The sequence below is a fragment of the Kribbella sp. genome, from assembly GCF_035655035.1.
Taxonomy (GTDB): Bacteria; Actinomycetota; Actinomycetes; order Propionibacteriales; family Kribbellaceae; genus Kribbella.
Genome location: NZ_DASRVN010000169.1, coordinates 1 through 14,790, shown reverse-complemented (window position 1 = coordinate 14,790; position 14,790 = coordinate 1). Strand labels below are relative to the sequence as shown.

The 14,790-nt window shown below is 70.5% G+C and carries 14 protein-coding genes; 2 read left to right on the top strand and 12 right to left on the bottom strand.

From position 1 onward, the window contains the following. Positions 1-1,061, top strand: a 1,061-nt coding sequence (locus tag VFF46_RS09895; protein ID WP_325036758.1) for a CobW family GTP-binding protein, incomplete at its 5' end; no start/stop codon positions are given. 3 nt (positions 1,062-1,064) lie between these two features. On the opposite strand, the gene VFF46_RS09890 is transcribed toward VFF46_RS09895, so the two are convergent. From VFF46_RS09890 to VFF46_RS09875, 4 genes are read right to left on the bottom strand one after another with little or no spacing between them, the layout of a single operon-like run. Continuing rightward, positions 1,065-1,760 carry a maleylpyruvate isomerase N-terminal domain-containing protein gene (locus VFF46_RS09890; RefSeq protein ID WP_325036757.1) on the bottom strand — a complete coding sequence of 232 codons (696 nt, stop codon included), beginning with the start codon at positions 1,758-1,760 and terminating at the stop codon, positions 1,065-1,067. 57 nt (positions 1,761-1,817) lie between these two features. After that, the gene (locus VFF46_RS09885) at positions 1,818-2,594 is read right to left on the bottom strand and encodes an HpcH/HpaI aldolase family protein (RefSeq protein ID WP_325036756.1); all 777 of its coding nucleotides are present in this window, start codon (positions 2,592-2,594) and stop codon (positions 1,818-1,820) included. A gap of 14 nt (positions 2,595-2,608) precedes the next feature. After that, a complete protein-coding gene (locus VFF46_RS09880; RefSeq protein ID WP_325036755.1) occupies positions 2,609-4,138 on the bottom strand; it encodes an acyl-CoA carboxylase subunit beta in 1,530 nt (509 codons plus the stop codon). Between the two features lie 19 nt (positions 4,139-4,157). After that, positions 4,158-5,321: an acyl-CoA dehydrogenase family protein gene (locus VFF46_RS09875; RefSeq protein ID WP_325036754.1), complete on the bottom strand. Its 1,164-nt coding sequence runs from the start codon at positions 5,319-5,321 to the stop codon at positions 4,158-4,160. Positions 5,322-5,374: 53 nt separating this feature from the next. Here VFF46_RS09875 and VFF46_RS09870 point away from each other — a divergent pair, with 53 nt between their 5' ends. Continuing rightward, on the top strand, positions 5,375-5,779 hold the full coding sequence (locus tag VFF46_RS09870) for a MerR family DNA-binding transcriptional regulator (protein ID WP_325036753.1): 405 nt from the start codon (positions 5,375-5,377) through the stop codon (positions 5,777-5,779). A gap of 11 nt (positions 5,780-5,790) precedes the next feature. On the opposite strand, the gene VFF46_RS09865 is transcribed toward VFF46_RS09870, so the two are convergent. From VFF46_RS09865 to VFF46_RS09830, 8 genes are all read right to left on the bottom strand, one after another. After that, on the bottom strand, positions 5,791-6,411 hold the full coding sequence (locus VFF46_RS09865; protein ID WP_325036752.1) for a DUF6891 domain-containing protein: 621 nt from the start codon (positions 6,409-6,411) through the stop codon (positions 5,791-5,793). 122 nt (positions 6,412-6,533) lie between these two features. Continuing rightward, on the bottom strand, positions 6,534-6,962 hold the full coding sequence (locus tag VFF46_RS09860; RefSeq protein ID WP_325036751.1) for an SRPBCC family protein: 429 nt from the start codon (positions 6,960-6,962) through the stop codon (positions 6,534-6,536). Positions 6,963-6,985: 23 nt separating this feature from the next. Next, positions 6,986-7,219 (bottom strand): PLD nuclease N-terminal domain-containing protein, encoded by a 234-nt coding sequence (locus VFF46_RS09855; RefSeq protein ID WP_325036750.1) that lies wholly within the window; start codon positions 7,217-7,219, stop codon positions 6,986-6,988. Further along, positions 7,194-7,943, bottom strand: a complete 750-nt coding sequence (locus VFF46_RS09850) for a sirohydrochlorin chelatase (protein WP_325036749.1) — start codon at positions 7,941-7,943, stop codon at positions 7,194-7,196. The genes VFF46_RS09855 and VFF46_RS09850 overlap by 26 nt, the downstream gene beginning before the upstream one ends. Beyond that, positions 7,940-9,064, bottom strand: coding sequence for a uroporphyrinogen-III synthase (locus tag VFF46_RS09845; protein ID WP_325036748.1), 1,125 nt, complete (start codon positions 9,062-9,064; stop codon positions 7,940-7,942). The genes VFF46_RS09850 and VFF46_RS09845 overlap by 4 nt, the downstream gene beginning before the upstream one ends. Continuing rightward, positions 9,057-9,374, bottom strand: a complete 318-nt coding sequence (gene nirD / locus VFF46_RS09840; RefSeq protein WP_325036747.1) for a nitrite reductase small subunit NirD — start codon at positions 9,372-9,374, stop codon at positions 9,057-9,059. Before nirD ends, VFF46_RS09845 begins: the two co-directional genes overlap by 8 nt. Continuing rightward, on the bottom strand, positions 9,371-13,222 hold the full coding sequence (nirB, locus tag VFF46_RS09835) for a nitrite reductase large subunit NirB (RefSeq protein ID WP_325036746.1): 3,852 nt from the start codon (positions 13,220-13,222) through the stop codon (positions 9,371-9,373). Before nirB ends, nirD begins: the two co-directional genes overlap by 4 nt. Next, on the bottom strand, positions 13,219-14,790 hold a 1,572-nt coding region (locus VFF46_RS09830), incomplete at its 5' end, for a molybdopterin oxidoreductase family protein (RefSeq protein ID WP_325036745.1). The genes nirB and VFF46_RS09830, both read right to left, overlap by 4 nt.

The window sequence follows — 14,790 nt, the reverse complement described above, 5'->3', positions numbered from 1 at the left end:
TGAAGACTCCGTTGTCCTTGTTGGTGGGGCTTTCCGCGACGCTGCGGGAGCCTGTCCTGGAGGCGATGACCGACGCGACCACAGTGGTCGTCGAGGTGGACCAGGACGAGCTGCCGGGTCGTGGTGTGCTGTCCTGGCGGGTTCGGGACCGGTCCGGGCCGATCGACGCGGGCGAGTTCACGGTCGGCGACGACTGCGGCGCGTGTCAGCTGATCGAGTCACTGGTGCCGTTGCTGGAGACGCTCGTCGAGCGCGCGCACTGGGACCACATCGTGCTGTCCGCTCCACCGGCGATGGAGGCTCGGCCGCTGGTCACCACGCTCGTCTCGGTCCTCCCGGAAATCGCGGTCGACACCGTCACGTGCGTCGTCGACGCCGTACTGCTGGTCGCGCAACTATCCGGCGACGAACTGCTCGCCGAACGTGGGCTGGCACTAGGCCTCCCGGACCGGCGCAACGTCGCGGAACTGACCGCACGGCAGATCGAGTACGCCGACGTGTGCGTGCTGGCGAACGCGCATCGCAGTACGTCGCCCGAACGGCTGGAGCACCTGCTCGAGCACCTGAACCCGCGGACCACCGTGGTGACGGCCGGCGTCGACGGCGTACCGGACGGCCCGGTCGCGCGGACCGGGCGGTTCGACTTCGAAGCCGCCGAGGCGTGGGCCGGTGAGCTCGCGACCTCCGACCGGGTGCAGCCGAGCGACGACGGGGTGACGACGGTGCTGTGGCGGTCGACCCGTCCGCTGCATCCGGCCCGGCTGAACGACGCGCTCGAGGACATCGTCCACGGGGTCGTCCGCAGCCGCGGCGTGGTCTGGCTGGCGAACCGGCCGACCCAGCGGGTGCGCTGGGAGTCGGCCGGGTACAGCGCGTCCCTCGGGATGCTGGGCGAATGGTCGGAGACCGAGCACCTGGCCGAGTGCACGGTGGTCGCGACCGGCATGGGCCTGGACCCGGCCCGGCTGCAGGCGATCCTCGACGCCTGCCTGCTCACCGAGTCCGAACTCGCCCGCCTCGACTGGAACGACCTCGAAGACCCGTTCGCGGGGGTGTTCTAGCCGCTAGCCGAGTAGTGGCAGCCGGTCCGCGTGCGGGCCGAGCATGTCGTGGTCGGCCTCGTCGAGCGGGACCCGGCCGGTGGCCTTCAGGACGTACGTCGTGGTGTCCCAGGCGATCACGTCCCACGCCTCCGGGCCGAACAGCCCGTCCAGCGTCCGCGCGGTGACCTGCAGCGCCTCCGGATCGGGCTCCGGCGCGCCGGGCAGCCCGACGATCAGGTCGAGGTGATGAACCGTTGCCTCGAGCACCAAGGTCGCGACGAAGTCGCGCGCCCGCAGGACGTGGCCCTGGGTCTCGACCCGGTGGCCTTTCGTGGCCAGCCCGGCCGCGGCCGCGCGGACGGCGGCCTCCGACAGCTCCCGCCAGTGCTGCACCAGCACGCCGGGCTTGCGGTACGACGCCGCCACGCCGCGGACGAAACTCGTGTCCGACCCGGCGCCGGGCGGGAAGTCCTTCCAGTACGTGACGAAGTCCCGGTCCGGATCGGCAACGGCCGGGCTGGCGAACGCGATCAGCGCGCGCTCGGCGTCGTACAGCAGGTGCACCAGCAGCGGACCGACGGGCATCCCCGGGCAGCGGGTCTCGCGCGCGAAGTCCGCGTCGCTCAGCCCCTGCACCGTCTCGGTCAGCCGCCCGTACGCCCGCCCCAACGTCGCCGCCAGCCCCAGCGGCAACGCGCCGCGCTCGGGTGCCCTCATCCCGGCCTCCTCGATCTGCTCTCCTCGAACTTAACCCGAGAAGCCGCCGGGGTGTTCCTAGGAGCGAGCCGTCTCCAGGTGCGCCGCCGCGATCGCCTCCAGATGGCTGAGATCCGAGGCGACCGTGGCGAACGTGTACCCCTGGGCGAGCCGCTGCTTGGCCGACTCGCCGTCGAACGTGTGGATGCCGGCCGCGACCCCCGCCTCCCGCGCCGTCCGGGCGATCAGCGCGACCGCCTCCTCGAACTCGGCCGCGACCGCCGGATCCCCCGGGAACCGCGCACCGAGCGCGAGACTGAGGTCCGACGGCCCGACGTACACCCCGTCCAGACCGGGCGTCGCGCAGATCTGGGCCACGTTCCGCAGCCCGAGCGGCGTCTCGATCATCGCCAGTACGACGGTCTGCGCGTTGCTGTCGGCCGGCACCGGCCCGATCCGCAGCGCGGCCCGCATCGGCCCGAACGACCGCGCCCCCACCGGCGGGTACTTCGCCGCCCGCACCGCCCGCGCCACGTCCTCCGCGGTGTCCACCAACGGCACGATCACCCCGGCAGCACCGGCATCCAGCGCCCGCCCGATCGGCGTCGGATCGTTCGCCTCCACCCGCACCAGCCCGACCGACGGCCGCGCCCCGATCGCCGCCCCCGCGTCGATCGCGAGCAACCCGTGCACCAGTCCCTGATACCCGATCAACCCATGCTGCCCGTCCAGCACCACGTAGTCGTACCCGAGCCGCCCGATCCGCTCGGCGGTAGCCGGCGAGTCCAGCGTGATCCAGTACCCCACCAACTGTTCCCGAGCCCGGACCTTCAGCGCGAAATCGTTTGCACTCATGGTCCGGACACTATCTAGACCGGTGGGACCCCGTGTCGGCGGTGGGAGAACGTCCGGTCTTTGGACTGGGCGGCGGCGAGGCGGGCGATCAGGTCGGTGCGGAGGTCTTCCGGTTCGACGATCGCGTCGATGACCAGGTCGGCGGCCAGGCGGAGGATGTCGATGTCGGTCTCGTACTCCTCGCGGAGCTTGGCGACGTACTCGACCCGCTCGCCCTCGTCGGCGATCTCCTGGATCTTGTTGTAGTACACGGCGTTGATCGCCGCCTCCGGGCCCATCACCGCGATCTTCGCGGTCGGCAGCGCGACGCAGGCGTCCGGCGAGAAGCCGGGCCCGCACATCGCGTACAGCCCGGCGCCGTACGCCTTCCGGACGATCACCGACACCGTCGGCACGGTCGCCTCGGACACCGCGGTGATCATCTTCGCGCCGTGCCGGATGATCCCGGCCCGCTCGACCTCGCTGCCGATCATGAACCCCGGTACGTCGCACAGGTACACGAGCGGCACGTTGAACGCGTCGCACAGCCAGATGAACCGCGCGGCCTTGTCGGCGGAGTCGACGAACAGTACGCCGCCCTTCACCGCCGGCTGGTTCGCGACGATCCCGACCACCTGGCCCGCCAGCAGCCCGAACCCGACCACCAGCTCCGGCGCGTACGCCGGCTTGATCTCGAAGAACGTGTCCGCGTCCAGCACCGCGTCGATCACGTCGTGGATGTCGAACCCGACGCTCTCCTCGGCCGGCACCAGGTCCCGGGTGAAGTCGCGGCCCGCGTCCGAGGCGTCGTACGACGGCGGCCGCGCACGCCACGAGCCGGGCAGGTACGAGAAGTACTGTTTCGCGAGCTCGATCGCCTCGGTGTCGTCGGCCGCGAGCAGGTCGCCGCAGCCGGAGACGCTGGTGTGCATCCGGGCGCCGCCCATCTCCTCCAGCGTGACCTTCTCGCCGACCACCATCTCGGCCATCCGCGGCGAACCCAGGTACATCGACGCGTTCCCGTCAACCATGATCACGATGTCGCAGAACGTCGGGATGTACGCCCCGCCCGCCGCCGACGGGCCGAACAGGCAGCAGATCTGCGGGACCTTGCCGGACAGCGCGACCTGGTTGTGGAAGATCCGCCCGGCGCCGCGGCGGCCCGGGAACAGCTGCACCTGGTCGGTGATCCGGGCACCGGCGGAGTCGATCAGCCAGAAGATCGGCAGCTCGTCGCGGAGCGCCACCTCGGTCACCCGGACGATCTTCTCGACCGTCCGGGCGCCCCACGATCCCGCCTTCACGGTCGGGTCGTTGGCGACCAGCAGCGCGGGCCGGCCGTCGACGAGCGCCCGTCCGGTGACCACGCCGTCCGCGGGCAGGCCCGGGTTCAGCGCGTTCGCGAGCTGCGCGTCCTCGACGAAGCTGCCCTCGTCGACGAGCAGCGCGATCCGGTCGCGTACGTACAGCTTGTTCTGACTCCGCAGCTTCGCCGCGGCCTTCTCCGGCGGTGCCAGCGTCGCTTCGCGGGCGACCTTGACCTCAGTCCAGTGATCGTGGGTCATAGCTGAATCATCCTAGGCATCATTCCACCGGTAGGCCGAGGCCCCGGGCGATCAGCATCCGCTGCACTTCCGACGTACCCTCGCCGATCTCCAGGATCTTGGCGTCGCGGTAGAACCGGGTGACCGGGTACTCCTCCATGAAGCCGTACCCGCCGAACACCTGGGTGGCGATCCGGGTCGCGGTCACCGCCGACTCCGTCGCGTAGAGCTTCGCGACCGCGGCCGCCTGCTTGAACTCCTGTACCGATGCCCCGGCGTCCTTCAGCGCGGCGGCCCGGTACACGAGCAGCTCCGCGGCGTCGGCCATCACTTTGAGGTCGGCGATCTGGAACGCGACCCCCTGCTTACGGCCGATCGGTACGCCGAACGTCTGCCGCTCGCCGGCGTACTGCGTCGACATCTCCAGGCAGGCCCGGATACAGCCGAGCGCGACCGCGCCGATCGCGACCCGCCCGTCGTCGAGCGTCGCGAGGAACTGGCCGAACCCCTTGCCACGCCGGCCCAGCAGGTTCGCCTCGGGGACCCGGCAGTTCACGAACGACAGCGGATGCGTGTCGCTGGCATGCCAGCCGAGCTTGTCGTACGGCGCTTCCGCGGTGAATCCCGGCGTACCGGCCGGGACGATGATCGTGGAGATCTCCGGCTTGCCGTCCGCGCGCTCGCCCGTACGGGCGGTGACCGTGACGACGCTCGTGATGCTCGAACCGGAGTTCGTGATGAACTGCTTGGAGCCGTCGATCACCCACTCGCCGTCCTCGAGTACTGCGCGGGTCTTGGTGGCGCCGGCGTCCGACCCGGACTCCGGCTCGGTCAGCCCGAACCCGGCCAGCTTGTTGCCCGCGACCAGGTCGGGCAGCCAGGTGGCCTTCTGCTCGTCGGTGCCGAACGTCAGGATCGGGTTGATCCCGAGCCCGACCGCGGCCTCGAGCGTGATCCCCATCGACTGGTCGACGCGGGAGATCTCCTCGATCGCCACGCACAGGCTGGTGAAGTCGCCGCCGGCCCCGCCGTACTCCTCCGGCGCGGTCAGCCCGAACAGCCCGAGCTGCCCCATCTTGCGCACCACCTCGACCGGAAAGTAGTGCTTGCGGTCCCACTCGGCGGCCTGCGGCGCGATCTCCGCCGCCGCGAAGTCACGAACGCTACGCCGGAACTCCTGATGCTCCGCCGACAACTCGAACATGCGGCACCCCTTCGTGCTTGACGCTTACGTAAACGTAAAGCACAGTGGGCAGCATGCACAACAGCCGGGTGCCCGAGACCTGGTCGATCGCGGAACTGGCCGCCGAGTACGACGTCACGCTGCGCACGATCCGCTTCTACGAGGACCGCGGCCTGCTCACCCCCGAACGCCGCGGCACCACCCGCGTCTACCACCCCCGCGACCGCATCCGCCTGGCCCTGATCCTGCGCGGCAAACGCCTCGGTTTCTCCCTCGACGAGATCGCCAGGATCGTCGACATGTACGACGCCGAACCCGGCGAGGAAGGCCAACTCGTCTACCTCCTCGACCAGATCACCCACCGCCGCCAAGAACTCGAACAACGCCGCCACGACATCGAACAAACCCTCCAAGACCTCGCCGAAGTAGAAGCCCGCTGCCAAGCCGACCTAACCGCCCTCCGCACCAGCAAGGCCTGATCTCCCCCGGGTCAGGCGCCTGGAAGTGATTCGGGAAGGCGGCGGTGCCAGGTGAGGGGGCCCAGTTGGATGCGTTGGGTGGTGGTGCCGTTCCAGGTGACGGGGAGGGCGTGGGCGCGGAGTACGGCGGTGATCTGGCTGCCGACGGCGGTGGCGCGGTCCGGCCAGTCGGACTCGGTGGCGTCGAAGGCGCCGTACGCGAGGAACAGGACCGCCGGGTCCTCGGCCAGGCGTTCGCCGTCCTGGGAGTGGAAGAAGACATAACCGGTGGAGGGCCGGTCGGCCGGGCGCTCGTCGTAGATCTCGGTGGATCCGCAGGTCTGGCAGCACGTGAAGTTCATCCGGGCGACGATCCCGACGGCGTCGAGTTCAGCGAACGCGGCGGCGACCTCGTCGGCGTCGGTCCGCGCCGGCCAGCCTTCCTGCTCGGCCAGCCGCGCACGCCACAACTCGTCAACGAGTTGCTCGACCTGCCGACCGGTCAACAGTTCCTCGACGTACTCCGTCGCCCATTCGATTACCTCGGCCCGGCTCATGAATCCAGGCAGGATCCAGCCCAGGATCTGCTCTCGAACACCCGCCAAACTCTCCGGGTCGCCAGTCATCTTCAGCAAGTCGTCGTAGATCCCCACCCCCCGCAGCCTACTGCCGGCAGCGGCGCACTCGCTTCCGGAGGTTGGGGAGGATCTCGTCCCCGTTCGGGCAGTAAATCCTCCCCAACCCGGGCAGAGGAGGCACACCTCGGGTTGGTGGTTCAGCTCTCGAGGATTTGTTTGGCGCGGTCGAGGGCGGCGACCTCGGAGTTCATCGACTGCTGGACGGGCTTGGTCATCAGGAACTTCTTCAGGCCGGAGAGGTTCGCGGTGAGTTTGAGCGTCACCTCGGTTCCGTCCTCCACCGGGGTGAAGCGGTAGTCGCCGGCCGGGCGGACCGGGCCGGCGGTCACCTCGAAGGCCAGGTGGGTGTCGGGTTCGTACGCCGTCACGCGGTAGTCCGAGGGGATCGCGCGGCCGCCGGGGCCGGCGATTCGCTGGTGGTACGTCGCGCCCGGGCCGATCGGGCCGTTCCGGCTGATCTCCTTGACGGAGGTACGCCATTGCGGGTCGTTCTCGCCGTCCGCGAAGTACGCGAAGACCTCGGCGGGGTGCCGGTTGATCCGGACCGTGTGTGCGGCCTCAGGCATGGTGCCCCCAAACTACCGGGCTGTCAGCTGGTCTTGCGGCGGCCGAAGAGCCAGTAGGCGGCTGGCGCGGCGCCGACGGAGTTGAAGACGGTGAGGACCAGCGCCCAGAGTGGCTTCGGTCCTCGTATCTGGGACGCCGGGCGCCGGGCGAGGTCGGCCAGTGCGACGGCCTTCAGCACGGTCTCGGCCACCGCGCCGACCACGATCAGCCGCTGCTTGCCAGGGCTCAGTTCATCCCACTTCTGCTTCCCGTTCACACCCCCACGATGCTCCCCCACCACCCGACAAGCAAGCACCGTCACGCGGCACCACGATCTCGGTGTCGGGCCTGGCCTGCTCGTACCGCCGCAGCGCCAGAGCGGCCAGGCGCGGGTCCGGGGCGAGCGGGGCGGTCACCGGGCGTACGCCGGCGTGGCGGTGGACGAGGTCGTTGAAGAACCCCGGTGCCAGGAGGTACGTCGCCACGGCGACCCGGCCCGGGGTCCGCGAGAGGACCGTGCCGAGGTGACCGCGGGACACGTACCCGACCCGCACCGGCCGATCGATGCGCTGGGCAAGGAGCTGGGCTGTGGTCTCGCAGTCGTCCAGCGCCCGCGGGTCGGACGAGCCGGCGGCGGCGAGTACTACCTGGTCGATCCGCGACAGGTCTCCCAGCCGGTCCGCGAGTACGTCGACCAGCACCGGATCCGGTCCCAGCGCAGCGGCCGCGTGGACCCGCCCTGGGTAGCGCCTGGCCTCGGCCGCGACGTCGACGTACACGTGATATCCCGAGCTGAGCAGCAGCGGTACGACGACTGCCTGGTCTGTGTCTTCCGTGATGCGCCGGACCAGCGCCGGCAGCGCGGGCGTGACGAGGTCGACGAACCCCAGCGAGATCGGCACGTCCGGCCGCAGCACCGCCAACTGCCGCACGAGCTCGTGAACGACCCGAAGACCCCGCGCATCCGCCGTCCCATGCGCAACCGCAATCAGATCGGTCACGTCGGTACTCCGGCGGACTCGACGGCTAGGCGGTAGCCGCGGCGGACAACTGTGCGGACCAGCTCCGGGCGTCCGACCGCCGTACGTAGCCGGTTGACCGTCACCTCCACCGCGTGCACGTCCTCCGCACCCGGCAGCACCGCCAGCAGCTCCGGCCGCGACACCACGTCCCCGCCCGCCGCGACCAGCGCGGCGAGCACGGCCCGCGGTCCAGGCCCCAACGGCAGTACGACGCCGTCCAGCACCGCCGCGCCGCCGCGGATCACCAACTGGCCGAACTCCGTCTCGATCGACCGCGCGTTGTCGTCCGTGAGCCGGTCGGTGACGATCCGGATCAGCGCCCCCAACCGGAAGCGATCCGGCACCAACGGCTCCAACCCCAACGCCACAAACGGCCCCGCCGTCACCGGTCCAACGCACGCGTTGAGCACTCGCCCGGTCCGCAACGACGCCACCAACTCGTCGTACTGCCCGTTCAACGCCGCCGCATCCAGCATCGCCTGCGCACCCGGCGCCGACGTGTGCACCACCGCATCCACGGTCCCGCCGCAGACCTGCGAGATCATCCGCTCCACCACGACCGGATCAGGCGCCGGACCCCACCGGTAGACCTCCAGCCCACGCACCGAAGCACCCGCCGACCGCAACGCCTCCTGCAACGCAGGATCGGACAACCCGTGCAGTTGTACGACGATCTTCCGGCCGTCGACGCCCTGCGCGCGCAACCACTCGACCACTTCGGCCGTCGTCTCGGACCGCGCCGACCAGTGCTCGACCAGTCCGGCGGCCCGGATCGCGCCCCGCGCCTTCGGGCCGCGCGCCAGGATCCGTGCCTGCTCGAGCGTCCCGAGCAGGTCCGCCGCGAGCCCGGCGGTGTCCGCGGCCTCCACCCACCCGCGGAACCCGACCGCGGTGGTCACCACCACGTCGTCCGGCGGGTTCGCGATCACCCGCCGGGTGGCCTCGAGCAGCGCGTGGTCGTCGGCGACCGGCACGATCTGCAGCGTCGGCGCGTGCACCACCTTCGCCCCGCGCCGCTCGAACGACGCGATCAGGTCCTCCGCGCGCCGGTGCGCGGTGACCGCGATCGTGCAGCCGCTGAGTGGACCGCTCCTAATCACCGGAACCCACCACTACCTGACCGTCGCGAATCGTCACCGGATACACCGGCAGCGACACCGCCGGATCGTCCAGACAGGCACCGGTGCGCAGATCGAAGACCTGCTTGAACATCGGCGACGCCACCGTCGGTACGTCGCCGCGGCTGCCGACGATGCCCCGCGACATCACGTTCGCCCCGCTGAACGGGTCCTGGTTGCCGATGGCAAACACCTCCCCGTCGTGGGTGCGGAACAGCGCGATCTGTACGTCGCCGAGCAACGCGGCGACGCCCCGCTCCGGCAACAGTACGTCGAAGGCGCAGACGTTCATCGGCGTACCTCCAATCGAGGACCGGCCAGCAGGACCGGCTCCAGCCGGCCGCGTTCGGCCGGGGTGGCCGGGCGCGGCTGGTTGCGCTCGACGACGTACCGCAGGTCGGCGTCGGGCTGGTCCGGCGCGTTCACGAACGACACGAACCGGGCCAGCTTGTCCGGGTCGGTCAGCGTCGCGCGCCACTCGTCGACGTACGAGTCGACGTGCCGCGCCATCGCGGCGTCCAGGTCGGCGGCGATGCCGAGGCTGTCGTTCAGCACCACGTCGCGCACCTGATCCAGGCCGATCTCCCGCATCCACACCGAGGTCCGCTGTAAACGGTCCCCGGTCCGGATGTAGTACATGAGGAAACGGTCCACGGTCCGGAACAGCTCTTCGTCGGTCAGATCGGACGCGAGCAGCTCCGCGTGCCGGGGCGTCATCCCGCCGTTGCCGCCGACGTACAGGTTCCAGCCCTTCTCGGTCGCGATCACGCCGACGTCCTTGCCCCGGGCCTCGGCGCACTCGCGCGCGCAGCCGGAGACGCCGAGCTTGAGCTTGTGCGGCGAGCGCAGCCCGCGGTACCGCAGCTCCAGCGCGATCGCCATCCCGACCGAGTCCTGCACGCCGTACCGGCACCAGGTGGAGCCGACGCACGACTTCACGGTCCGCAACGCCTTGCCGTACGCGTGTCCCGACTCGAACCCGGCGTCCACCAGCCGCTTCCAGATCGCCGGCAACTGCTCGATCCGGGCGCCGAACAGGTCGACCCGCTGGCCGCCGGTGATCTTCGTGTACAGCCCGAAGTCACGCGCCACCTCGCCGATCGTGATCAGCCCCTCCGGCGTGATCTCGCCGCCGGGGATCCGCGGGACGACGGAGTACGTGCCGTCCTTCTGCATGTTCGCCATCACGTGGTCGTTGGTGTCCTGCAGCGTCGCGCGCTCGCCGTCGAGGACGTGCCCGGCCGGGTCGATGCTGGCCAGGATCGACGCCACCACGGGCTTGCAGATGTCGCAGCCGCGGCCGGTGCCGTGCCGCTCGACGATCTCGCTGAACGTACGCAGCTCGGTGACCCGGACCGCGTCGAACAGCTCGGCGCGGGACAGCGCGAAGTGTTCGCAGAGCGCCTTGCTGACCTCGACGCCGGCCTTGGTCAGCTCGGTGTTCAGGAGGTTCTTGACGATCGGCAGGCAGGATCCGCAACTGGTGCCCGCGCGAGTCTTCCCACACACTGACTTGATGTCGGTGCAGCCCTCGTCCCGTACCGCGCACCGGATCGTGCCCGCCGACACGTTGTTACACGAGCAGACCGGTGCGTCGTCCGGCAGTTCCAGCTGGGCCGGTGCGGCGCCTTCCGGGAGCAGGAACGCGGCCGGGTCGGCGCCGAGTTCGCGGCCGACCATCGGGCGGAGTCCGGAGTACGCCGACGCGTCGCCGACCAGGATGCCGCCGAGCAGGGTACGGGCGTCGTCGGACAGCACGAGCTTCTTGTAGACGCCGGCCACCGGGTCGGCGTACACGATGTCCAGCGCGCCCTCCGTCATACCGAAGGCGTCACCGAAGCTCGCGACGTCGACGCCGAGCAGCTTCAGTTTGGTCGACGTGTCCGCGCCCGGGAACGTCGCCTCGCCACCCAGCAGGCGGTCCGCGACGATCTCGGCCATCGTGTAGCCGGGGGCGATCAATCCCCACACCCGGCCTTCGATACAAGCGACTTCGCCGATCGCCCACACGCCCGGCACCGACGTACGGCAGGCCTCGTCGACCACGACACCGCCACGCTCACCGATCGCCAGGCCCGCCTCGCGGCCGAGCTCGTCGCGCGGACGGACGCCGGTCGCGAACACCACCACGTCCGCCGGCAGATCGGGGCCGTCGGCAACAGCCATCGCGCGGGCCGCGCCCTGGGAGGTGAGTTTCACCCGCTGGCAAGCGGTTTCGGTGAGTACGTCGACATCGAGGTCGGCGATCAACCGGGCCAGCGCGGCACCGCCGCCCTCGTCGACCTGCAGCGGCATGAGGCGGGGCGCGAACTCGACCACCTTCGTCGCGGCACCCAGCGCCCGGAGCGCGCCGGCCGCCTCCAGCCCGAGCAGGCCGCCGCCGACGACGACACCGTTGACCTGCTTGCCCTCGGACTTCAGGCGCTCGACGTAGACGCGGAGCGCGGCCACGTCGTCGATGGTGCGGTAGACGAAACAACCTTGGGCGTCGTTGTTCTTCACCGGTGGAACGAAGGCGGACGAACCGGTCGCGAGGACGAGTTCGTCGTACCCACTGACCTCGCCGCGCGCCGTCGTCACGGTCTTCGCGGTGGTGTCGATCGCGGTGATCCGCACGCCCTTGCGGAGGTTCACCGCGGGGTCGTCCCACAGGTCCGGGTCGCCGAGCGACAGGTCGTGTGGGTCGCGGCCGGAGAAGTAGCTGGTCAGGGCGACCCGGTCGTACGGGAGCCGCGGCTCCTCGGCGTACACGGTGATCCGGTACCCGACGTCCGTGTCGCGCTGCCGGAGCGCCTCGACCAGCCGGTGGGCGACCATTCCTCCGCCGACCACCACCACGTGCTTGGCCTTGTTCAGCTCTGCCATCGTCGCCCTCCTGCTCGGGACGGGTTCGGTCTCGCCGCGCCGGAGGCGGTCGAGCAGTTCGCCGACGGCGCCGGTGCACGTCCCGCACCCGGTCGTCGCCCGCGTCGTGGCGGCGATGCCGGCGACACTGTCGGCACCCCCACGCCAGGCCGCCTCGATCGCGACCCTGGTGACGCCGTTGCACCTGCACACGGTCGGCACCTTCTTCTTCGGTACTTCGTTGGGCCCGCCAAGCAACCCGTCCGCGACAACCGGCGTCCCGCGATCCGCCAGCAACACCAACTCCGCCGCAACCTCCGGCGCCCCCACCACCACCGCGGCCCGGACCACCCCGTCCCGCAGGACGGCCCGGACATACCGCGAATCGTCCTCCAGCCGGACAACCTCCCCCACGTCGTCCTTACCCCCCAGAACCAGCACATCAAGCCCACCCGCCGTAACCCGAACAACCTCAACCCCAGCAACTCCCGGGGTAGGAACGGGTGCACGCGTGTTCAGGTGGGTGGCTAGTCGTTCTGCGTGGGTCCAGGCCGAGGTGACCGTTCCGGTGAGTGTGCCGTTCAGCTCGGCGCAGTCGCCGATCGCGTGTACGTAGGGGTCGTCGGGGCTTGTGAAGGTTTCGTCGACGACGATCCCGGTCCGGACGGTGAGGCCCGTGGCCAGCTCGGTGCGGGGGCGGACGCCGCAGGCGACGATCAGGAGGTCGCCGTGGATCTGGTGACCGGGCTGCAGCTGGGTGTTCAGCAGGACCTCGATGCCGAGACGACGTACGGCGCGAGTCAGCCGACGACCCGCCGAGGGGTGGATCGTCTTGTGCAGAAGGGTTTCCCCGTCGTGGACCAGCGTGACGGCAACACCACGTTCACGCAGTGCGCAAGCGGTTTCCACCCCCAGTACGCCGCCGCCCAGTACGACGGCCCGCCGCGCCGTACCAGCCGCCGCGACCACCGCCCGAGCGTCCTCGACAGACCGCAGCACCAGCCCGCCCTCGACCCAGTCCGGCACCACCGGGACGGCTCCGGTCGCGAACACCAACCGGTCGTACGGATACTCCACCCCATCAGCGCCACTAACGACCCGGCGGACCCGATCCACCGCAACCGCGCCCACCACCGGCTCGTTGCCGACAGCAACCTCGGCCCGGCCGGCGACGTACTCGGTCAGCCGCGACCGGTTGTACGACGGCTCGTCCCCCAGCACGGTCACGTCGTACGACGGCAGCAACTCCGCCAACCGCCGCCCGGCCATTCCGCCGCCGATGATCACGACCCTCATGCCGGCACCCCCGTCGCGCCGAGCTCGGCCGCCGTCACCTGCACCGCGCACGCCTTGAACTCCGGCATCCGCGACACCGGGTCGAGCGCGTCGTTGGTGAGCTCGTTGACCGCCTCCGCCCCGCCGAAGTGGAACGGTACGAAAACGGTGTCCGGCCGAACGTCCGGCGTGATCCGGGCCGGCAGCACCATCGATCCACGAGCGGTCCGCAACCGCACCGGACGCCCGTCGCCGATCCCCAACTGCGCCGCCACCCGCGGATGCAGCTCCGCGTACACCTCCGGCTCCGCCGCCGCCAACTCCGGCACCCGCCGCGTCTGCGCCCCGCTCTGGTAGTGCTGCAACAGCCGCCCGGTTACCAGGTACAGCGGCGCCTCCCCGCGCAGGTCGTCCGCGACCGGCCGGTGATCGACCGGTACGACGTGCGCCCGCCCGTCCGGCGTCGCGAAACCGCCGGCGAACAACCGCGGCGTCCCCGGATGACCCTCGGAAGGCACCGGCCAGAACAGTTCCTCGCCCGCGTCCAGCCGCTCCCAGGTGATCCCCGAGTAGTCGGCCTTCCCGCCCGCACTCGCCCGGCGCAGCTCCTCGAACATCTCGGCCGGATCCGTAGGAAACCCCGGAATTCCGAGCCTTTCCGCCAGCCCGGCGAAGACCGCGAGATCGCTGCGTACTTCGCCCGGCGCGGCCACCGCGGCCCGGCGGCGCAGTACCCGCCCTTCGAGGGACGTCATCGTCCCGTCTTCCTCGGCCCACTGCGTCACCGGGAAAACGACGTCCGCCAGCAACGCGGTCTCGGACGGCACCACATCCGCAACCACCAGCAACTCCAGCGCGGACAACCGCTCGCGCACCGAGGCAAGGTTCGGCGCCGACACCAGCAGGTTGCTCCCGTGCACCAGCAACGCCCGCGGCCCGTCCGCCGTACCGAGCGCATCGATCAGCTCAACCGCGCTCTTCCCGGCTCGTGGCAACTCGTCCGCAGCCACACCCCAGACACCCGCCACAAAAGCACGCGCTGCCGGTTCCTCGATGCTCCGGTAACCCGGCAGCTGGTCCGCCTTCTGCCCGTGCTCCCGCCCGCCCTGTCCATTGCCCTGCCCGGTGATACACCCGTACCCACTCCCCACCCGCCCGGGCAGCCCGAGCACCAGCGCAAGGTTGATACAAGCCGTCACCGTGTCGGTGCCCTTGCTGTGCTGCTCCGCGCCCCGCCCGGTGAGGATGTACGCACCCGCACCACCGTGCACCGGAGCAGCCGCCGCCAGTACGCGCGCCGTACGCCGGATGGTCGCAGCCGGTACGCCGGTCACCCGCTCCGCACGCTCCGGCCACCACGACGCGGTCGAACGAATCAACAAGTCAGGATTGTCGACCCGTTCGGCCAGGAAAGCGGTGTCTGCAAGGCTTTCCTGGAGTACGACGTGGGTCAGGGCGAGCAGCAGAGCCAAGTCCGTACCGGGCGTCGGCTGCAGGTGGATCCCGGCACCGTCGGACGTCAGTCCCGCGGTGGCCGAGCGGCGCGGGTCGACGTCCAGGAGTCCACCCGCGTCCCGTGCGCCCTGCAG

Excerpts from the sequence above, each read along its gene's own strand:
- VFF46_RS09890 (WP_325036757.1), bottom strand. The coding sequence starts at position 1,760 with ATGAGGGCACCCGAGCGCGGCGCGTTGCCGCTGGGGCTGGCGGCGACG.
- VFF46_RS09885 (WP_325036756.1), bottom strand. The coding sequence starts at position 2,594 with ATGAGTGCAAACGATTTCGCGCTGAAGGTCCGGGCTCGGGAACAGTTG.
- VFF46_RS09880 (WP_325036755.1), bottom strand. The coding sequence starts at position 4,138 with ATGACCCACGATCACTGGACTGAGGTCAAGGTCGCCCGCGAAGCGACG.
- VFF46_RS09875 (WP_325036754.1), bottom strand. The coding sequence starts at position 5,321 with ATGTTCGAGTTGTCGGCGGAGCATCAGGAGTTCCGGCGTAGCGTTCGT.
- VFF46_RS09870 (WP_325036753.1), top strand. The coding sequence starts at position 5,375 with ATGCACAACAGCCGGGTGCCCGAGACCTGGTCGATCGCGGAACTGGCC.
- VFF46_RS09860 (WP_325036751.1), bottom strand. The coding sequence starts at position 6,962 with ATGCCTGAGGCCGCACACACGGTCCGGATCAACCGGCACCCCGCCGAG.
- nirD (WP_325036747.1), bottom strand. The coding sequence starts at position 9,374 with ATGAACGTCTGCGCCTTCGACGTACTGTTGCCGGAGCGGGGCGTCGCC.
- nirB (WP_325036746.1), bottom strand. The coding sequence starts at position 13,222 with ATGAGGGTCGTGATCATCGGCGGCGGAATGGCCGGGCGGCGGTTGGCG.